General features: G+C 67.6%; 24 protein-coding genes and 1 pseudogene. 8 read left to right on the forward strand and 17 right to left on the reverse strand.

The genetic code is table 11. The features are described 5' to 3' along the window. Positions 1 to 115: 115 nt before the first annotated feature. The 6 genes from OG876_RS28630 to OG876_RS28650 all read right to left on the reverse strand — a co-directional run bounded on the left by OG876_RS28630 (position 116) and on the right by OG876_RS28650 (position 2,533). Positions 116 to 346, reverse strand: coding sequence for an anti-sigma factor family protein (locus tag OG876_RS28630; protein WP_328519740.1), 231 nt, complete (start codon positions 344 to 346; stop codon positions 116 to 118). Beyond that, the gene (locus OG876_RS28635) at positions 343 to 981 is read right to left on the reverse strand and encodes an RNA polymerase sigma factor (protein ID WP_328519741.1); all 639 of its coding nucleotides are present in this window, start codon (positions 979 to 981) and stop codon (positions 343 to 345) included. Before OG876_RS28635 ends, OG876_RS28630 begins: the two co-directional genes overlap by 4 nt. 23 nt (positions 982 to 1,004) lie before the next feature. Continuing rightward, positions 1,005 to 1,709, reverse strand: a complete 705-nt coding sequence (locus OG876_RS28640) for a flavodoxin family protein (protein ID WP_328519742.1) — start codon at positions 1,707 to 1,709, stop codon at positions 1,005 to 1,007. An 8-nt stretch (positions 1,710 to 1,717) separates the two neighbouring features. Next, positions 1,718 to 2,089: a thiamine pyrophosphate-dependent enzyme gene (locus tag OG876_RS28645; RefSeq protein ID WP_328519743.1), complete on the reverse strand. Its 372-nt coding sequence runs from the start codon at positions 2,087 to 2,089 to the stop codon at positions 1,718 to 1,720. Beyond that, complete coding sequence (locus OG876_RS44105) at positions 2,022 to 2,285, reverse strand: Rieske (2Fe-2S) protein (protein ID WP_442914032.1); 264 nt, start codon at positions 2,283 to 2,285, stop codon at positions 2,022 to 2,024. The genes OG876_RS28645 and OG876_RS44105 overlap by 68 nt, the downstream gene beginning before the upstream one ends. A gap of 122 nt (positions 2,286 to 2,407) precedes the next feature. Beyond that, the gene (locus tag OG876_RS28650) at positions 2,408 to 2,533 is read right to left on the reverse strand and encodes a hypothetical protein (protein WP_328519744.1); all 126 of its coding nucleotides are present in this window, start codon (positions 2,531 to 2,533) and stop codon (positions 2,408 to 2,410) included. 221 nt (positions 2,534 to 2,754) lie between these two features. Between OG876_RS28650 and OG876_RS28655 the strand changes: the two genes are divergently transcribed. After that, entirely contained in the window at positions 2,755 to 3,291 is a 537-nt protein-coding gene (locus tag OG876_RS28655) for a COG4315 family predicted lipoprotein (protein ID WP_328519745.1), read from the forward strand. Between the two features lie 19 nt (positions 3,292 to 3,310). Further along, entirely contained in the window at positions 3,311 to 4,192 is an 882-nt protein-coding gene (locus OG876_RS28660) for an alpha/beta fold hydrolase (RefSeq protein WP_328519746.1), read from the forward strand. A 24-nt stretch (positions 4,193 to 4,216) separates the two neighbouring features. On the opposite strand, the gene OG876_RS28665 is transcribed toward OG876_RS28660, so the two are convergent. From OG876_RS28665 to OG876_RS28685, 5 genes are all read right to left on the reverse strand, one after another. Continuing rightward, positions 4,217 to 5,401 (reverse strand): RNA polymerase sigma factor, encoded by a 1,185-nt coding sequence (locus OG876_RS28665; protein ID WP_328519747.1) that lies wholly within the window; start codon positions 5,399 to 5,401, stop codon positions 4,217 to 4,219. An 8-nt stretch (positions 5,402 to 5,409) separates the two neighbouring features. Continuing rightward, the gene (locus OG876_RS28670; RefSeq protein WP_328519748.1) at positions 5,410 to 5,766 is read right to left on the reverse strand and encodes a YciI family protein; all 357 of its coding nucleotides are present in this window, start codon (positions 5,764 to 5,766) and stop codon (positions 5,410 to 5,412) included. Positions 5,767 to 5,898: 132 nt separating this feature from the next. Beyond that, complete coding sequence (locus OG876_RS28675; RefSeq protein ID WP_328519749.1) at positions 5,899 to 6,273, reverse strand: hypothetical protein; 375 nt, start codon at positions 6,271 to 6,273, stop codon at positions 5,899 to 5,901. After that, entirely contained in the window at positions 6,273 to 6,656 is a 384-nt protein-coding gene (locus OG876_RS28680) for a VOC family protein (protein WP_328519750.1), read from the reverse strand. Before OG876_RS28680 ends, OG876_RS28675 begins: the two co-directional genes overlap by 1 nt. Before the next feature lie 22 nt (positions 6,657 to 6,678). Continuing rightward, positions 6,679 to 7,464, reverse strand: a complete 786-nt coding sequence (locus tag OG876_RS28685) for a helix-turn-helix transcriptional regulator (RefSeq protein WP_328519751.1) — start codon at positions 7,462 to 7,464, stop codon at positions 6,679 to 6,681. 65 nt (positions 7,465 to 7,529) lie between these two features. On the opposite strand from OG876_RS28685, the pseudogene OG876_RS44110 reads away from it, so the two are divergent. Continuing rightward, positions 7,530 to 7,808 (forward strand): annotated as a pseudogene (locus OG876_RS44110) (LysR substrate-binding domain-containing protein); the annotation flags it as partial. Positions 7,809 to 8,057: 249 nt separating this feature from the next. Beyond that, a complete protein-coding gene (locus OG876_RS28695; RefSeq protein ID WP_328519753.1) occupies positions 8,058 to 9,080 on the forward strand; it encodes an alpha/beta fold hydrolase in 1,023 nt (340 codons plus the stop codon). Positions 9,081 to 9,151: 71 nt separating this feature from the next. Here the strand turns inward: OG876_RS28695 and OG876_RS28700 are convergent, their stop codons facing one another. The 4 genes from OG876_RS28700 to OG876_RS28715 form a co-directional block, all read right to left on the reverse strand. Continuing rightward, positions 9,152 to 10,123, reverse strand: coding sequence for an LLM class flavin-dependent oxidoreductase (locus OG876_RS28700; protein ID WP_328519754.1), 972 nt, complete (start codon positions 10,121 to 10,123; stop codon positions 9,152 to 9,154). Between the two features lie 32 nt (positions 10,124 to 10,155). Then, a complete protein-coding gene (locus OG876_RS28705) occupies positions 10,156 to 10,938 on the reverse strand; it encodes a methyltransferase family protein (RefSeq protein ID WP_328519755.1) in 783 nt (260 codons plus the stop codon). 66 nt (positions 10,939 to 11,004) lie between these two features. Then, the gene (locus OG876_RS28710) at positions 11,005 to 12,021 is read right to left on the reverse strand and encodes an alpha/beta fold hydrolase (RefSeq protein WP_328519756.1); all 1,017 of its coding nucleotides are present in this window, start codon (positions 12,019 to 12,021) and stop codon (positions 11,005 to 11,007) included. 217 nt (positions 12,022 to 12,238) lie between these two features. Further along, positions 12,239 to 13,189, reverse strand: coding sequence for an alpha/beta hydrolase (locus OG876_RS28715; protein WP_328519757.1), 951 nt, complete (start codon positions 13,187 to 13,189; stop codon positions 12,239 to 12,241). 268 nt (positions 13,190 to 13,457) lie between these two features. Between OG876_RS28715 and OG876_RS28720 the strand changes: the two genes are divergently transcribed. Together OG876_RS28720 and OG876_RS28725 are read left to right on the forward strand one after the other, a co-directional pair. Then, on the forward strand, positions 13,458 to 13,655 hold the full coding sequence (locus tag OG876_RS28720) for a three-helix bundle dimerization domain-containing protein (RefSeq protein ID WP_328519758.1): 198 nt from the start codon (positions 13,458 to 13,460) through the stop codon (positions 13,653 to 13,655). A 447-nt stretch (positions 13,656 to 14,102) separates the two neighbouring features. Further along, positions 14,103 to 14,369 carry a hypothetical protein gene (locus OG876_RS28725; RefSeq protein ID WP_328519759.1) on the forward strand — a complete coding sequence of 89 codons (267 nt, stop codon included), beginning with the start codon at positions 14,103 to 14,105 and terminating at the stop codon, positions 14,367 to 14,369. Positions 14,370 to 14,411: 42 nt separating this feature from the next. On the opposite strand, the gene OG876_RS28730 is transcribed toward OG876_RS28725, so the two are convergent. Then, complete coding sequence (locus tag OG876_RS28730) at positions 14,412 to 15,065, reverse strand: Bax inhibitor-1/YccA family protein (RefSeq protein ID WP_328519760.1); 654 nt, start codon at positions 15,063 to 15,065, stop codon at positions 14,412 to 14,414. Positions 15,066 to 15,334: 269 nt separating this feature from the next. Between OG876_RS28730 and OG876_RS28735 the strand changes: the two genes are divergently transcribed. Next, the gene (locus OG876_RS28735; protein WP_328519761.1) at positions 15,335 to 16,147 is read left to right on the forward strand and encodes an alpha/beta hydrolase; all 813 of its coding nucleotides are present in this window, start codon (positions 15,335 to 15,337) and stop codon (positions 16,145 to 16,147) included. Between the two features lie 202 nt (positions 16,148 to 16,349). Here the strand turns inward: OG876_RS28735 and OG876_RS28740 are convergent, their stop codons facing one another. After that, complete coding sequence (locus tag OG876_RS28740) at positions 16,350 to 16,601, reverse strand: hypothetical protein (protein ID WP_328519762.1); 252 nt, start codon at positions 16,599 to 16,601, stop codon at positions 16,350 to 16,352. A 176-nt stretch (positions 16,602 to 16,777) separates the two neighbouring features. Between OG876_RS28740 and OG876_RS28745 the strand changes: the two genes are divergently transcribed. Continuing rightward, a complete protein-coding gene (locus tag OG876_RS28745; RefSeq protein WP_328519763.1) occupies positions 16,778 to 17,395 on the forward strand; it encodes a sigma-70 family RNA polymerase sigma factor in 618 nt (205 codons plus the stop codon). Positions 17,396 to 17,422: the final 27 nt, after the last annotated feature.

The raw sequence follows: 17,422 nt of genomic DNA on the forward strand, positions 1-17,422 counted from the left end.
TCGTGAAATGTAAGGGATCATTCCCTGTAGCGCTGACATACACGGAGCATAGGCATGTCCAGGCTGTTGTTGCGGCGGGCTCACGCCTTTCGGGAATGTTTTGACGCGATACAGCTCAACGCCGCGGGAATGTGCGGAAGGCCTCCAGCAGCCGGTCGCGAGTCTGGTCGGACAGACTTTCCGGTTCGACCTGGCCGACCTCGGCGATCGTGCGGCGCATCTGGTCCACGTAGATGTCGCAGCCGTCGCAGACCGCGAGGTGGTCGGCGAAGCGCTGCTCGGTTTCGGGATCCAGCGCGCCCTCGAGGTAGGCGGTCACGAGCTCGACCAGTTCAGCACAGGTCATGACTCACCTCCGGTTGTCGTGAAGTATTTCTCGAGATGACCGCGGACGGCCGCTCGGGCCCGGTGCAGCAGGACTCGCTGGTTGGCCATCGAGATGTCCAGCAAGGCGCACACGTCCTCCGCGCTCTGTCCGTCGATGTCGCGCAATGTCAGCACCGCCTGCTGCCGGATCGGCAGGCTCTCGATCGCCGTGGCCACGGTGGCCCTGACCTCGTGCGCGAGTACCTCGCTCTCGGTGGTCGGCCAGCGCTCCGGGAACGCGAGCCAGCCACCCGGGTACTGGTTGTCCGCGCCGCGGAAGCGGCCTGGGTCGACCGTCGGCTCGTCGTCCGGGAGCAGGCTGGCCCACGGCACGGTCCGGTGCTCCCGGACACCGCGCTTCCGGGCGATGTTCACCAGGATCCGGTAGACCCAGGTCTGCAGCGAGGACCGGCCTTCGAACCGCTCGATGCCCTGGAGGACGGCCAGCCAGGTGTCCTGGACGACCTCCTCGGCGCTGGCCGCGGTCGACACGAAGGACCGGGCCAGCCGCAGCATCGAGCCCGACCAGCCGTTCAGCAGGCAGGCGAACGTCTCCTCGTCCCCGGCCCGCAGCCCGGCGACGAGGACGTCGTCGGTCGGCACGACCACCCCCACACGCCGACGGTACAACACGGTGCTCAGCGGTACTCCGGGTTCTCGAAGTCGAAGCGGCAACCGGCGTCCCACTCGGACCGCTGGTTGCCGAACGCCGGGACGCCGCCCGCGTCCTTCAGCATCCTTGCCAGATGCAACAGGTTCCAGGTCATGAACGTGGTGTTGCGATTGGTGAAATCGTTGTCCGGCCCGCCGGAATCCATGTCCAGGTACGACGGTCCCGGGCCGGCCTCGCCGATCCATCCGGCATCGGCCTGTGGTGGGACCGTGTAGCCGAGGTGCTGCAGTGAGTAGAGGATGTTCATCGCGCAGTGCTTGACCCCGTCCTCGTTACCGGTGATCAAACAGCCGCCGACGCGTCCGTAGTACGCGTACTGTCCGTGTTCGTTGAGGATCGACGAGTTGCCGTACAAGCGTTCGATCACCTGCTTGGTGACCGAGCTGTTGTCGCCCAGCCAGATCGGTCCGGCGATCACCAGGATGTCGGCCGCCATCACCTGCTCCTGGATCGCCGGCCAGTCGTCGACCGCCCAGCCGTGCTCGGTCATGTCCGGCCAGACGCCGGTGGCGATGTCGTGGTCGATCGCGCGGACCACGTCGACCTGGACGCCTTGTTTCTCGATGATCTTCCGGCTGACGTCGATCAGGCCCTCGGTGTGGCTGACGGCAGGCGACCGTTTGAGGGTGCAGTTGATGTACAGCGCGCGGAGGTCGTCGTACTCGGGCATGGTTTCTCCTAGAGCAGTTCGGCGTCCTGCTCGATGCAGAGCAGGGCGGGTCCGGTGGTGGCGAAGAGTTCGGTCATCGCGTCGTCGAGGTCCTCGCGGGTCGTCACGCGGATTCCGGTCGCGCCGCAGAGTTCGGCGTACGCCGCCCAGTCGGGGTTGCGCAGTGAGGTGTGCCAGACCGGGTAGTCGGCGGCCCAGGCGCCGAGGGCGGCCGGGTAGCCGAAGCCGATCGAGCCGAGGTAGCCGGACATCAGCACCGGCTGGCCCTTCGACTCCAGGTACCGTCCGAGCGAGTAGGCATGGTTGCCGACGTCAACGGTCACCACGGCGTCCGCCGGCAGGTGCGTGGACAGGACGTCGAACACGGCGGCCGCCGACACGCCCCGGCCGCAACAGTCCCGTCTCGATCGAGCCCTCACCGAGCGGACCACCCTGATGCGGGCAGCGATTCTCCAAAGCCCCCAGCCGCGCTTCGCACCGGGCCAGCGCGATGCTCCGACCGTCCACCACGACACTGCGGACCCGTCCGTCCGCCGGTACGTCGACCTCGTCCACCCGGTGCCAGTTCGTTGTCATGTAACGTCTCCCGCCCTCCGCGACACGGATCGTCTGAAGGATCAGTGCCGACCATTGGCCTGGCGTTACACGAGGAGGTTGCAGCAATGGACGAACGTTCGCTGGCCGTAACCCGTCGATCCCTACACGGAGTCGCCGAACTGGTGCTCGCCGGACCACAGCACCGGAACGGCGGTGGGATCAGGCTGCGCGTCGTACCGGGTGGGTTCGCGACCGTGGCGTGGCCCGGCCTGCGCGTCGACGGCCACCAGCTGGTCACCTCGGCGGGACCGCTGCCGCTGGCCGGGACCTATGCGGAGGTACGGGGACGAGGCGACGCTGCTGCGACTCGCTGGGCAACTCGAGTCCGCCCGCCTTTGGGCCCAGCGTCGCCCAGGGGCCGGCCTTACGGTCCGCTGACGGAGGGATCGGAGCAGGTCGTTCCGCAGTACGGTCGGAGGACTTGGATCCTGGGTCGGAGTTGGTTGTGATGGGCACGATCGTCTTGTTCACCGCCTGCGGACTGGTCGTCGCGGGTTGTGGCAGCCAGTCCGGTGCTGAGGCACCGCCGGCGTCGGCGAGCTCGGTCTCGTCGTCAGTTCACCCGTCGACCGGGAGTTCGACGTCGAGCGGCGCGCAGACCCCCTCGCCCGGCGTTCCCGCCGGGTCCGGGACCCACATCAAGCTCGCCTCGAGCGACTTCGGCACGATCCTGTTCGACGCGACGGGCCAAGCGATCTACTTGTTCGGCAAGGAGAATTCCTCGTCCCCGGCGTGCTACGGACCCTGCGCGCAGGCGTGGCCACCTGTCGTGACGACGGGGCGCCCGGTGGCGGTTGGCGGAGTGAAGCAGTCTCTCCTCGGAACGACGACGCGCGCGGACGGCACCACTCAGGTCACGTACGGCGGGCATCCGCTCTATTTCTACGCCCATGAAGGGAAGAATGAGGTGCGGTGTCACAACATCGAGGAATTCGGCGGGTTGTGGCTGGCAATCACCCCGGCCGGCGACGCAGCTCCGGTCTGACCGGTGGGGGAGTGATGTCGTGACCGTTGACGAGGTTCTGGCCGTTCACCGGGCCGCTGGGCGGGAGTTCACGGCGGACGGCGTACGGAGTTTCGTCCTCGATCAGGGGTCGCCGGACGCGGAGCCGGTCGTGTGTCTGCACGGCGTACCGGCATCGTCGTTCGTCTATCGCTCGGTATTGCCCGAGCTGGCGCATCGTGGGCTGCGTGGGATCGCGTTCGATCTGCCTGGCTTGGGTCTGGCCGCGCGACCGGACGCTTTCGACTATTCCTGGACCGGGCTCGGCCGGTGGGCGACTGCCGCGCTCGACGCGCTCGGGTTGGATCGGGTTCATCTCGTGGTGCATGACATCGGAGGGCCCGTTGGTTTCGAGATCGCGGCCGCGGTGCCTGAGCGGGTGCGATCGATCCTGCTGCTCAACACGATCGTTGCCGTCGACACCTTTCGCCGCCCGTGGGTGATGGAGCCGTTCGCTCATCGCGTGCTGGGGCCGGCCTGGCTGACGACAGCACGAGCACCGGTGGTCTTCCGCACCCTGATGCGAAGGATCGGGTTCGGTCCGGATGTGCCGCGGACCGCTGTCGACGCGTACCTGCGACTGCTTCTCGGGGACGATTCCGGTCGCGCGTTCTTGCGGATCATGCGCTCGTTCGAGCCGACTGTCGAGAAGCGCCGGCGCTACGAGGCTGTCCTCGACTCCGGCGCGCGTCCCCTCGGAATACTGTGGGGCAGCAAGGACACCGCGCTGCCGCTGCGCACGTACGGCGTACAGGCTCGCCTCGCGGCCCGACTCGGCGACATACCCACAGTCCCCGGCAAACACTTCCTCCAAGAGGACTTTCCAGCCGAGATCGCCACAGCCGTCGCCGCTCTGACCCGTCAGCCGCCAGACCACCCCTGACGGCCGAGGAACCAGTCCAGTACCTCAGCACGAGTGCAGTCGGCGTTGGAGGTAGCGTCGCTCCGCGCCGTCCGGAGCCAACCACGCAGCCGTTCGGAAGGCGCGTACGGCGTCCTCGAAATGCCCTTGTCGATGGAGAAATTCCGCCCGCGCCGCGTGGAACGGGTAGTAGCTCGGCAGGTTGATCTGGTCGATCTCGTGGAGGCCTCTCGCTGCGCCGTGGACTTCGCCGACTGCCACCGCCCGGTTGAGGGCGACCACCGGAGTGGGGGCGACGGTCATCAGTTGGTCGTACAAGGCGAGGATCTGTTGCCAGTCGGTGTCTTCGAACGCGGGTGCCTCGGCGTGCACCGCGGCGATCGCTGCCTCTAACTGGTAATGGCCGGGCTCGTTGCGGCGCAGGCACCAGCGGACCAGGCTGTGCCCTTCCCGGATCAGAGCGCGGTCCCACAGCCGGCGGTCCTGATCGCGCAGCAGAACGAGCTCGCCGGTGCTGTCGGTGCGGCTTCGACGACGGGCCTGGGTGAGGAGCATCAGTGCGAGTAGGCCGGCGACCTCGGGCTCGTCGGGCATGAGCAGCCGTAGCATCCGGCCCAGGTCGATGGCTTCGCCGGACAGATCGGGAGAGCGGTGCGGCTCGCAGTATCCGGTGCTATAGGTCAGGTAGATGGCGGCCTGGACCGCGCGGAGCCGATCGGGCAGTTCGGTGTCGTCGGGGATCCGGTAGGGGATGTTCGCCGCCTTGATCTTGTGCTTGGTGCGCACCAGCCGTTTGGCCATTGCCGGTTCGTTGGTGAGGAACGCCCTGGCGACGTCAGCGGTCGACAGGCCGCACAACAACCGCAACGTCAGTTCGACCTGGCTCTGCGGGGCGAGTGCTGGATGGCAACAGGTGAAGATGAGTCGCAGCCGGTCGTCAGGCACGGTGTCGGCCCCGGTCGGTTCCATGGTGGTGTCCCGGAGCAATTCGTTGCCTCGGGCATCACGCCGTACCTTGTCGATCGCGCGGTTTCGGGCGGTGACGGTGATCCAGCCACCCGGGTTGGGCGGCATTCCCTCGGCGGGCCAGCGCCGTACGGCGATCGCGAACGCGTCCTGGACCGCGTCCTCGGCCAGGTCGATGTCGCCGAACATCGCGATCAGGGCAGCGACGGACCGGCCGGACTCTACGCGGAAGACCCGGCCGATCGCCTCGCGGTCGGCTGTCATGGGCGGCGCTAGGAAGTCATCTCGTCGACGAACGGCCGGACCTCGATCGAGGCCCGGATCAAAGCGCTGACCTTCCCGGCCCACTCCAGCGCGCCATCGAGGTTGCTCGTCCGGATCAGATAGAAGCCGCCGAGATGATCCTTGGTCTCGGCGAAGGGCCCGTCGGTGGTCAGTACGTCGTCAGCCTCGGCCCGTACGACGGTGGCGGTCGAGGGATCGTGCAACCGTCCTCCGAACACCCAGGCACCGGTGGACTTCATGTCAGCCTCGAGCCGCCAGATCGCCTGCATGTGCTCGTTCATCTCGTCCTCGGACATCGGCGCACCTGGAACCGCTTGCCCGGGCCGCAACAGGTAGTACGTCATCGTGGGGATCCCTTCGGTGCCGCGAGACACTGCTCCCGCTCTCACCCACACTACGAACGGCGGACGCAGAAGATGGACAACTGACCCGATATAAAGTCGCCAGACCTGACGATGGCGCGCCGCACCTGTTGCCTACTGCTCTTGGTGGAGTGACTGTCGGGCGAACTCGACGGCCTCGGCGAGCAGAGCGGTCCACAGTTCACGATCGGGCGTCGGGATGGACACCCACTCGCGAAAGACCTTGCCGGCGGGGGCGAACGGGCTACCGGTGCCGGTCTCGATGATTTCGGTGACCCGGTCGCGCGGGACCTTGACGACCAGACCTGACGTGCCGTCGTAGCTCGCAAGGAAGCGTCCGGCGAGCCGCACGCACGGGTAGCCCATCATCGTGGCCCGGCCGATGGCAGGGTCGTAGAGCAGGTCGTCGGTGAGCTCGTCGTAGAGGTCACGGGCGACCTCCCCGGCGGATGACTCCGCCGGGGACGTGCCCTTCCTGCTTCCTGCCATCAGGCCGCCGGTGGCGTGAAGACGCCGAATTTGTTGCCGGACGGGTCGCACAGGTACGCGAACGCCGGGGCGCCCGGGCCGGGGTCGAGGTGCTTGCTCACCACTGAACCGCCGAGCTGTTCGGCGTCGGCACAGGTGGCCGCGACGTCGGCGACGAGGATGTAGAACACGGCATGGCCGGGTGAGTCGCCGGTGTTGGCGATACCGCCCATCGGCGCACTTGCGCCGGAGGCGGTGATGTTGCGGTAGTCCAGGCCGGACGCCGCAGGTCCGTCGGCGTCGAAGGTCCAGTCGAACAGGCTGCCGTAGAACTTCTGGGCGCCGTCGGGGTCGCTGGTGCCGACTTCGAACCAGGCCAGGGTGCCGGGAGCGGGGGTGGTCATCGGTGTCTCCTTGCTGCTCGGATCATCCGCCGGTATAGCGGGCTGAATCCACTGTCTCGGTCGTTCGCGACAGCCCTATGTCGGAGTTCGGCAGGAGATCTTCGGGACGCAGGGCCGACGCCGGCAGTTTCGTCTCATGGCCATCGACGACCGGCTCCGGCACCGGCCGCGGGCGCGGCAGGCGAGGCGACTGCTCGGCCTCGGTGATGCGGTCCATCCGGAACACCCGGTCGTCTCCCCGCAGGCGGCACCATGCAGTGAGATAGGAGCCGTTGGGGCCGACCACGACGTGCTGCGGCTCGACCTCTCTGACCGTTTCCACGCCGCCGACGTCGATGTAGTGGATCCGGAGCACGTGGTTGTCACGGAGGGCCCGCCAGATGGTCTCGGCGATCTCGGCGTCGGGGTCCGGAACAGGCTGCACGAGCAGCCGCACCTTCGCGGCCGCGCTGCGTGCCTCGGCGAGGGCGCGCTCAGGCATGGCGGCGATGATCTTCTGCAGCGCGCTGCGTGCGTCCTTCCTGAACAGGACGTGCTCGGTCCGGCTCAGCGCCACCGCTACGGCCGCCGCCTCGCGCGGGGTGAAGTTCAGCGGCGGCAGGCTCATCGACCGGTCGATCGTGAAGCCGCCCCCTCGGCCCTGCTTCGTCGCGAGCGGCACCCCAGCCTGACCCAGCGCGCTGAGATCCCGCTCGATCGTCCGCACACTGACCTCGAAGTGCGTGGCCAACTGTCGCGCGGTACGCCCGCGCAGCCCAGCTGCGCGAAGCTCCTCCACCACGGCATACAGCCGGTCGATCCGATTCACTCTCGAAGCGTAAACGCGACCAGGGACAGTCCTCAGAACCTGCGTCGAGGGCGAGCTGCCGGCAGGTGAGGGGTTTCGGTCGTGCAGGCCGGCTCCGCCTCGGCATCGCCCTTTCGGCGCAGTACGTCGTACCGTTCGCGGGCTACCTCGGCGCGTTCCTGCGCGACCACCCCGGCGTCGACGTGCGGATGCGCCCCGCCGCCGCGCTGGTCATGCTCGACATGGTGGAGAACGGCGAGCTCGACTGCGCCATCGGACCGGCCTTGGAGCAACGCGGACGGTTGCGTCTTACCTCGCTGGCCAGCGAGCCCCTCGCGCTGACCTGTCGCAGTGATCACGAACTCGTCCGCCGTGACCGTGTGACAGTCGCCGACCTCGCGGGCGAGCGCTTCGACGTACCCCCCCGGGCTGGACCGCGCGCTCCGGCCTCGGGATCTCCAGGAGAGATGGAAGCTATCTCATCCAGGCCCACTCAGTCTGGTATCGGCCTTCGCGAGCAGGCGGTTCTCATCGAGTGGAAGCACCATCCGCTTGCGAGAGGTTTGGAAATGAATACAGCTACACGGTCGTCTCGTCTCGCGCACCTGACAAGCGTGCGTGCACTCGCCATCGTGATCGCGGCGGTCGCCGGCATCGCCGGGCTGCTCATCACGTCCGGATCGGGGGCGTCCGCCCAAGCCGGATCCGCTCGCGCTCGATCCGCCCCGGGGAGCGCTGCCCTTACGGCCCAGCGCGCCTGCTCACTCAACCCGTCACCCCCGGCCGGCTTCATCGAGCGCAAAGTCAAAGTCAACGGCATCGGCATCAACTACGTGCGCGGCGGTCACGGGCCCACCCTGCTCCTGCTGCACGGCTACCCGCAGACCTGGTTCACGTGGGACCACATCCTGCCCGCGCTCGCCAAGCACTACACGGTCGTCGCGCCCGACCTGCCCGGCGCCGGGCTGAGCGATGCTCCCGCTTCCTCCGCCGCCTACACGAAGAAGGCCATGGCCGCCGACATCTACGCGCTCATGGTCAAGCTCGGGCTCAGCCGCGACATCAGGGTCGTCGGCCATGACATCGGCACCACGGTCGCCTATCCGTACGCCGCCGCCCATCCTGGTGACGTCGTGAAACTCGTGCTCAGTGAAGCCCCGATCCCGGACCCGACCATCTACACGTTCCCCTCGCTGACTCCGAACGGCCCCGGGCTGTGGTGGTTCGGCCTGTTCGCCGAGAAAGACGGCCTGGCCGAGGACTTGATGACCGGCAGGGAGCGCAAGTGGGTGACCGACTTCATGCCGACGAGCGAGGTGGTCAAGGGCGCCCTCACCGCATGCGACCTGGACATCTACGCCCACGCCCTCGCGCAACCAGGACACTTGCGGGCAAGCATCCAGTGGTTCGCCACCCTGCCACAAGACGTCAAGGACAACGCCATCTACCAGAAGACCAAGCTCAGCATGCCGGTCCTCGCCATCGGCGCCTCGGGCAACCTTGGTAGCCGTGAGGCCACTTGGGTCCGTGGGTACGCCACCAATGTGACCGGGGTGGTTGTCCCGAACTCCGGGCACTGGCTGTACCAGGAACACCCCGCCGAGCTCACCAGGATCCTCCTGCAGTTCCTGCGATAACCGGCGCTCAGGCGGCTGCCGCTGCGACCAACGGCAGCCGCCCGTCGGGGCCGGTGAGCCCTTCGTCACCGCTACGTTCTGATGCAGATCAGGGTGTCGTGGGGAGCGGCTCGCCGAGCATCGCCGGTGAGCTGTCGGTGGATCTCGCCGGCCATTGTGATCACCGTCTCGGGGTTGTCGCCGCACGGGATGAGGTTGAAGGTTGTGCATCCTGCCTCGACATAGGGGCCGAGGAAGTCGGTTACCTCCGCAGCGGAGCCGAATGGCGAGTACCGCTCGAACTTGTCGAATGGCAGCCGGTAGGTGGCCTGCATCGCATCAGCGACGGCGGATCTGGCACGGGCGCGGTTCGGGGCCAGTCCGCACCAGACGTTGAGTCCGTGCGAGAACGCTGCGGTCTCGCGGCCGATTTCCGTTCCGAGGGCGGCGATGGTTGCTGTTGCTGCCGCAAACCGGCTGGGTGAGATCCAGATCCCGAGCCAACCGTCGCCCAGGCGCGCGGCGCGGTCGAGTGCTGCTTGGGACCTGCCTCCGACGATCAGCGGGGCGGGCTTGGTCGGGATCGGCCGTACGAGTGCCTCGTCGACGGTGAAGTGGTCGCCGTGGAAGGTGACCCGATCGCCGGCGATCAGGTTGCGCAGGACCGTCAGTGATTCGTCCATCCGCTTGCCTCGGGTCGTCGGATCGACGCCGCAGACAGCGACTTCGTGGCGGTCCTCGCCGCCGATGCCGACGCCTAGGCTGAGTTTGCCCGGCGCCAGTTCGGCGAGGTCGCTGAGTTGGCGGGCTACCGGAACCGGGTGACGCAGCGGCAGCAGATACAAGCCGACGTAGACGCCGAGGTCGGGGCGGCATCCCAGTGACGCGGCGGCCTGGATCAGGCCGTCCATGCCGAAGCCTCCGTGAAAGCTGATGTGGTCGCCGAACACCACGTGGTCCAGCCCGGCGTCGGCGATGCCGATCAGTGCCTCGCGCCGTTGCGTGCCCGTGAGCAGACGGCCTCCTATCGCCGGGATCGCCGTACCGACGCGGGGACTGCTCACGGGGCGCTCGGTCGATCCGTTCGGTGACATTGTCATGACAGGCCTACCGTCTTCTCGCTTCGGGGGACCGCGTGTGCCGATCGCGGCTGGCGGGGCACGAACCGGGGCACGCGCCGCGCGTACTCGCCGTACACGTCGCCGAGTTGACGGTGCAGGTCGCGCTCCTCGAACCGGACGCCGACGGCGATGTATGCCGATGCAGCGACCGCGAACAGCAGGTGCCCGGTGGTCATCGACGGGGTTGTCCAGAAGGCGACCAGCAGCCCCAGCATCATCGGATGTCGCAGCCACGCGTACATCCAGCGCTCCGCGAAGGACGGCGAGGTGTAGCGTCCGCGCCGCGCCCAGCCGCCCTGGCGCAGGCCCACGAAGTCGAGATGATCGATCATGAAGGTCGAGCTGAGTGCGATCACCCAACCCACCGCGCAGATCCCCCACAACAACGCAATCCACGGTTGAGCATCGACCCGCCAGATCGAGCCAGGCAGTCCACGCCACTGCCAGAACATCAGGCCGAGGCACAGGCTCGTTGACAGTACGTACGTACTGCGCTCAAGCGCAGCGGGCACGACTCGCGCAATCCGTCGCTTCACGCCGGCGCGGGCCATCACGGAGTGCTGGAGCGCGAACACCAACAGCAGGGCCGAATCGACAAGCACCGCCAGCCAGGCCGGCCCCTTGGGGAAGTCGTCGATGACGGGGACGATTCGCAGGTCGGCGAGGAACGCGATCGCCCACGTCGCAGTCACCGCGAACGCAAGGTAGGCGAACGCGGAGTAGACGCGCGAGGCCGCGCCGGTCGGATAACTTGTCACATCCTCCAGCATCAGTGACGCCGAGATCGCGTGTCAGCAGTGGAACTACCGCACTTCGTCAGGGCCTCAACGACCACCAGCGACGACCCAGGCTGCGATCTGGGACCGCGACCGGAAACCCAGCCGAACCCGGATGCGCTCCACGTGCGACTCCGCCGAGCGCTCGCTGATGCCGAGCCGGCCGGCGATGTCCCTGTTCGTCAGCCCCTGGGCGACCAATTGCGCCACCTCGTACTGGCGTCGTGTCACCGACGTGCCGGGAAGAGATCGCAGCGGTGAGAGCCCAAGGAAGCGTCGCGTGGCTTGCACGATGGCGTCCAGGTCGCCGACGTACGGAAGGTGATCGCGGCCGGTCAGCACCTCCAATCGCGCGTCCGGGATTCCGGCGGCGAGCAACCGAGCCTGCTCCAGCGGCGCAGCCCGGTCATGGTCGCGATGCAACACGAGCGTGGGGGTCTGAACGTTCGCGAGCAGCTCGGTGATGTCGAGGTCATATGCGAGGGCGAGCATCGCGCGCGCGGTCTGGGGCGTCGTGGCCTCGCGCTGGTATCGGACGAACGCCGCTCTGGTCGAGGCATCGGCATCGGGGGCGAAGATGTCGGCCAGCACGTCCGAACCAAGGCCCCAATGCTCCGCGATCAATCCGAGGACATGCTCACGGACCCGCACAGCCGCGATGTCGGCTCCGCGTACCCACCCCCCGTACAGGACCAACCGCGAGACGTGCGCCGGATGCCCCGCCGTCCACGCGGCGGCCACCGCGGCCCCCAATGACGCACCGAACAGATCGAATCGCGAAGCGCCGACCGCCCGGACGACAGCATCGAGTGTCTCGAGTTCCAGTTCCATCGACGGAACCCGCTCCGAGGCCCCCGACAGCCCGCAGCCCACCTTGTCGTAACGGACCACCGTCCGCCCCTGCGCCAAGGACTCGTACAAGGCACGCTCGGCCGGCATCGCCCAACTCAGCTCCAGATGGGTAAGCCATCCCGGCGCATGCACCAGCACCGGCCCCCGCCCCACCACCGCATACGCGACCCGCGAACCATCGGCCAGCCTCGTCGTAGCGATCCGCTGCTCCACAGCCTCATTCTGCCGTGGCTCGTGACCATGACCGGAAGGATGGAGCGGGTGAGACCACGAACGACAGCTTTCCCCCCAGTTGGCAGGCGACCACCTGTGCGCAGTCTTCTGTCCGCACTTGGCGCCGCCTAGTGTCGTACGGAGGGCCACGTGCTGCGTAGGAGATGCCGCGTCGCCCGGGTGGCGACGCGGCATTCGGTTTTCCCGGGCATCGGGGTCAGTCGGTGCCGAGGGCCTTGCGGAGGACGTGGATCGCTTGCTCGACCGCGCCGGTCGTGGCGGCGGTCTCGCGGAGCGGGTTGAGCATCATGAAGTCGTGGATGATGCCGTTGTAGCGCAGGCAGGTCGTGCGTACGCCGGCTTCGGTGAGCCTGCGGCCGTACGCTTCGCCCTCGTCGCGGAGTACGTCGTTCTCGTCGACGATCAGGAACGCTTCGGGCAGCCCGGTGAGTTGATCGATGCTCGCCCGCAGTGGGGACGCGGTGATCTCGGAGCGGGTGGCCTCGTCGGGCAGGTAGCAGTCCCAGAACCAGGCCATCCCTTTGGCGGTGAGGAACGGACCGTCGGCAAACTCGTGGTAGCTGTCGGTGTCTTGTCCGGCATCGGTCACCGGGTAGTACATCGACTGGTGGACGAACGTGACGTCCCCGCGCTGCTTGGCGAGCAGCGCCAGTGCGGCCGTCATGTTGCCGCCGACCGAATCGCCGGCGACCGCCATCCGCGTCGCGTCGAGGCCCTCGGTCGCACCGTGCTCGGTGATCCACCGTGCGGTCGCGTATCCCTGCTCGATGGCGACCGGGTAGTGGGCCTCCGGTGAGCGGTCGTACTCCACGAATACGACCGCGGTGTTGGCTCCGACGGCCAGTTCGCGAACGAGCCGGTCGTGTGTAGCGGCGTTGCCGAGGACCCAGCCGCCGCCGTGCATGTACAAGACGGCCGGGAGGGTGCCAGTCGCATCGACGGGCTTCACGATGCGGACCTGCACGTCGCCGACCTCCGCCGGAACGGTGATCCATTTCTCGGCCACGTCGAGCTTGGCGATCGGCGCGGCCTGGACGTCGTCGAGGACTTTGCGGGCGCCGTCCGGGCCGAGTTCGTACAGGAACGGCGGCTTGGCCGTCGCGTCCGCGAAGTCCTGGGCCGCTGCCTCGAGGAAATGCTTGCTCATGGGGGATTCCGTCCTTTCGGGTTTCTCGATCCACCGACACGAACAAAGTCCGCACAGCCACCCCTTTCGTGACACGCCACCGCCGCCCACCGAGGAGCGCGCCGGGGTCCGGTTCAAGCCGGCCGGCACCCGCGCCAGTCGGTCGCTGGTCCTCGTCAGAATCCCTGGTTGGGTCAACGGATCCCCGGGCGCTACGGCGGATCTGGGTCGGGTTGGTCACATGTTGGACGGGCTTGTCTGCGTCGGGTGGGCGGATCATCGTCGAGGCATGGACAGGTCAGATGGGGACCTCGCGATCGGTGAGGTGATCGATCGGCTGGCCAAGCAGTTTCCGCAGGTGCCGGAGAACGATGTGGCGCAGGTCGTGAGTGAGTCGCGCCCCGAGTTCGAGCAGGTCCCGATCCGCGACTTCGTGCCGTTGTTCGTCGAGCGGGGGGCCAAGGCCCGATTGCGCGAGCTGGCCTAGTCAGGATTCGCGTACGAAGAGGTTGCACCGCTCGCCGAGTGGGATGTGCATGGCGCGGCGGGCTTGGGCGTGTTCGAAGCCGGACCGCAGGACGGGCTTAGCCGCAGGCGCGCGATGGCGGCAGGGCGCTGGCAAAGGATCGAGGCGGCCGAAAAGGTCGTGGCCGTGCCGGTGAACCGAGTCCCAGATCGGCTGGAAGTCCACTCGCGCGCTCCCGACATGCCCGGTTGACGCTGCGCATGCCGGGACTGCGCTCTCCGTCGAGACAGCGGGGATCCTCCGCGCACTCGGTGGCGCCGAACTGTCTGGTAACGAAGTGGCGGTTTCAACGAGTTATGGCTTGCTCGGTGGCGGGTGCTGCGGTAGTCAGGCGTGCACCAGGAGGGAGCGACTGATGGATGTCGGGGCTAACGAGGTTACGGCTGCACTGCAGGATGCGTACTCCGGGTGCTGCGTGCCGTCGAGCTGGAGCGGCGGCGCACTGATGACAAAGTCGACATCGCTGCTGTGGTGTCGGACATCCACGAGCTCCGGACGATCATGTCTGCTGCCGCGCAGATGATGCGCTCGTTCAACCTGGAGCGCTACGGCCAGATGGTGAAGTGGGGTCCAGCCGGGGCGCCGGACGGTCTGTTCCACGGGAGTACCTCGAGGCGGCCGGCGCTGATTTTGGTGAGGCCTACGAGCATCTGCAGCGGGCTGCCGAGAGCCTGACGTCTGCCCGCCGCCGCTTGGCCGTCCTCCACTGAGTCGTCATCACTCGCTCGTCCGGGAGAAGAGCTGGAGGAAGAGCAGGAAGACGTTGAGGATGTCGAGGAAGATCGACGCTGCCATCAGGGGTGCGGACGCGAGGTCGGTGGATCGCCGTAGCCGCTGGAAGTCGAAGGCGACGAGGCCGGCGAAGATCAGCAGGCCGAGGACGGAGTAGATCACTGCGCCGCCCGGGATCTGCACGAAGATCAGGACGATGCCGAAGACGATCAGGGCGATGAGCGCCCAGGAGGCGATCCGGGCGATCGCGGTCAGGTCCCGGCGGGTGGCGTACCCGGCGGCGCCGAAGCCGGCGACGAAGAGGGCGGTCGCGCCACCGGCCTGCCAGAGTGCGGCCGGATCGGCGGCCGCGTAGTACGCAAGGGTCGGTGCGATCGCCAGGCCCATCAGCAGACCGAACGCACTCAGCAGCGCGACCGCCGCGCCGACCGATCGACGGATGGCGAACTGCATCCCGATCAGTGCGCCGAACGCGGCGATGAAGGCGATGATCCCGATCGCTCCGTGCAGGTCGCGGCCGAGGTACGCCCCGAGGGCGAACAGTCCGGTTGTGGTGGCGACGTACTGCATTGTCTGGGCGAACAGGCTGTGCGCGGCGTCCCGGCTCGTCACGCCGGTTGCAGAAGCTGCGGTGCTCATGTCCAGGCCTTCCTGGGTTGGTGGGTTCTTCCACCTCCCACGGTCACGCGTTCCGCCCGTCCTCACACCAGGGACAACCACGGGTGTCACCGGACCCGGGAACGAACAGTGAGGTAGCGGATCCCTACTCCTCCCGGACCACCCACGGCCCCTTAGCCATCGTCCACACCTCACGTTTAGTACGCGGGGTGTGTCACATCTTGCCGAGCTGTTCGGTCGTAGAGGTGTAGCTCACCAGACCGAATTCCGTCGGAAGGACGGGCCCCTTCATGAAGACCATCGTTCTCGTCCACGGCTTCTGGGTGACACCGCGCAGCTGGGAGCACTGGATCGAGCGCTACCAACGGGCCGGTTACCAGGTCGTCGCGCCGGCCTATCCGGGGTTCGAGGTCGAGGTGGAGGCACTCAACGCCGACCCGACGCCGATCGAGGCGTTGACGGCCCCGGCGATCATCTCGCACCTGGAGTCGGTGGTCGGCGCCCTCGACGAGCCGCCGGTCATCATCGGCCACTCCGCGGGGGGTGCGTTCACGCAGGTCCTGCTGGACCACGGGTTCGGTGTTGCGGGCGTGGCGATCAATTCCGCGCCGACCGAGGGTGTGCGCGTCATCCCGCTGTCGCAGCTCAAGGCGACGTTCCCGGTGCTGAAGAACCCGGCGAACCGGCACAAGGCCGTCGGCCTGACGCCCGAGCAGTGGAGGTACACGTTCGCCAACACCTTCACCGAGGAAGAGTCCCTCGAGCTGTACCAGCGGTACCACGTGCCGGCGTCGGGGCGGATCTTCTGGAACAGTGTGCTGGCGAACTTCGAGCCCGGCCCGCAGGATGTCCACGTCGACTATCACAACGACAACCGGCCGCCGCTGCTGTTCGTGTCCGGCAGCGAGGACCACCTCATGCCGCCGAGCGTGCAGCGCTCCAACGCCAAGCACTACAAGTCCCCGAAGACCATCACCGAGATCAAGCAATACGAAGGCATGCCCCACCTGCTGCCGGCGCATAAGGGGTGGGAGGAGGTCGCCGACTACGCCTTGGCCTGGGCCGTGAAGCAAGCCGGCTGGCCACCTGCAACCAGCGCCTGAAGGACGTCCGCCCGAGGTCGGGGCGGCACTTGTTCTTGCTGGGTCAGGCGGCGCTCGGGATCGCGGCCGCGCTGGGCGGGCGGCGACGGCGACGTGCGAGCAGCCGGGCTTGCAGGGCGAATTCGACGCCGACCGGCCGCGTGGATCGCGAGCATGCTCAGCCTCGGTTGCCCGACGGCCGCCGCGATGATGCAACCGCCGATCACTGACACCCGTCGGCGAGCAGCAGCGGCCACCGGTTGCCGAGCCGCGTACGACGCCGGAGTACGACGACGAGCCGCGCCCCACCACTGACCACGGCCCAGACGCCGAACGTGAGTACGGCCGGAACGCCCGAGGTCGCGGCGATCCCGAGGGCGATGTCGGCGATGGTGCTGGTCCCGGCGTTGATGAGCAGGAGACCGCGAGCAGATCCCCGCTGCGTACGTGTGCGTCGAGCACCGCGAGAGGCCATCTGTCCTCCTGCGCCTTCCGACACGACCCACTTGCTTGCCGTTCTTCCCGTAGTGAGGGCGGATCACGTGGCTTGGGCCGACTACGGGATTGCCTACGGGGCTGCCAGGGCGCGATGGCGGTGCCGACGGCGGAATGTGAAGGGAGGACATTCCAACGTGCAGGAAGGCCGGACCGGTGAAGGAAGAACTATCGGAGCTCGACGAGGCACTGGCGACGTTCGTCGAGATGCGGCCGCGGTTGATGGCGATCGCGTACCGGCTGCTCGGCAGCACGAGCGAGGCCGAGGACGTCGTCCAGGAGACTTGGCTGCGCTGGCAGAAGACGGACCGCTCGGTGGTAGCGAACCCGCAGGCTCTGCTGGTGACGATGACCACCCGGCTCGCAATCAACGTGAGCAAATCCGCCCGGCGGCGGCACGAGACCCCGGTCGATCGCTGGACCCCCGACGTACGCGATGCCGGCGACGACCCGGCGGCCCAGACCGAACGTCACGAAGCAGTTGCGGAGGCAGTGCAGCTGATGATGGCGCGACTGACTCCGAGTGAGCGTGCCGCCTACGTGCTCAGGGAGGCGTTCGGCTACCCGTACCGGCAGATCTCGGAGCGACTCCAGGTCGGAGTGGCCAACGCCAGGCAGCTGGTCAGCCGCGCCCGCGCGCATCTCGCCGCCGATGCACGTACGGCGGCGAACCCGGCCTCCCACGAGCCCTTCTTGCACGCGTTCCTCAACGCCGCCCAGGCCGGCGAGCTCGCCGACCTGGAGGAGGTCCTGGCCGCCGATCTGGCAGCCTGAGGGTCGTTGCCACGCCAACTGCCCGCA

The organism is Kribbella sp. NBC_00359, assembly GCF_036097425.1.
GTDB lineage: Bacteria > Actinomycetota > Actinomycetes > Propionibacteriales > Kribbellaceae > Kribbella.

What these genes read in the sequence shown, in the direction of transcription:
- OG876_RS28630 (WP_328519740.1), bottom strand. Translation starts at nt 346, where the DNA reads ATGACCTGTGCTGAACTGGTCGAGCTCGTGACCGCCTACCTCGAGGGC.
- OG876_RS28640 (WP_328519742.1), bottom strand. Translation starts at nt 1,709, where the DNA reads ATGCCCGAGTACGACGACCTCCGCGCGCTGTACATCAACTGCACCCTC.
- OG876_RS44105 (WP_442914032.1), bottom strand. Translation starts at nt 2,285, where the DNA reads ATGACAACGAACTGGCACCGGGTGGACGAGGTCGACGTACCGGCGGAC.
- OG876_RS28655 (WP_328519745.1), top strand. Translation starts at nt 2,755, where the DNA reads ATGGGCACGATCGTCTTGTTCACCGCCTGCGGACTGGTCGTCGCGGGT.
- OG876_RS28665 (WP_328519747.1), bottom strand. Translation starts at nt 5,401, where the DNA reads ATGACAGCCGACCGCGAGGCGATCGGCCGGGTCTTCCGCGTAGAGTCC.
- OG876_RS28670 (WP_328519748.1), bottom strand. Translation starts at nt 5,766, where the DNA reads ATGACGTACTACCTGTTGCGGCCCGGGCAAGCGGTTCCAGGTGCGCCG.
- OG876_RS28675 (WP_328519749.1), bottom strand. Translation starts at nt 6,273, where the DNA reads ATGGCAGGAAGCAGGAAGGGCACGTCCCCGGCGGAGTCATCCGCCGGG.
- OG876_RS28680 (WP_328519750.1), bottom strand. Translation starts at nt 6,656, where the DNA reads ATGACCACCCCCGCTCCCGGCACCCTGGCCTGGTTCGAAGTCGGCACC.
- OG876_RS28715 (WP_328519757.1), bottom strand. Translation starts at nt 13,189, where the DNA reads ATGAGCAAGCATTTCCTCGAGGCAGCGGCCCAGGACTTCGCGGACGCG.
- OG876_RS28720 (WP_328519758.1), top strand. Translation starts at nt 13,458, where the DNA reads ATGGACAGGTCAGATGGGGACCTCGCGATCGGTGAGGTGATCGATCGG.
- OG876_RS28730 (WP_328519760.1), bottom strand. Translation starts at nt 15,065, where the DNA reads ATGAGCACCGCAGCTTCTGCAACCGGCGTGACGAGCCGGGACGCCGCG.
- OG876_RS28735 (WP_328519761.1), top strand. Translation starts at nt 15,335, where the DNA reads ATGAAGACCATCGTTCTCGTCCACGGCTTCTGGGTGACACCGCGCAGC.
- OG876_RS28740 (WP_328519762.1), bottom strand. Translation starts at nt 16,601, where the DNA reads ATGGCCTCTCGCGGTGCTCGACGCACACGTACGCAGCGGGGATCTGCT.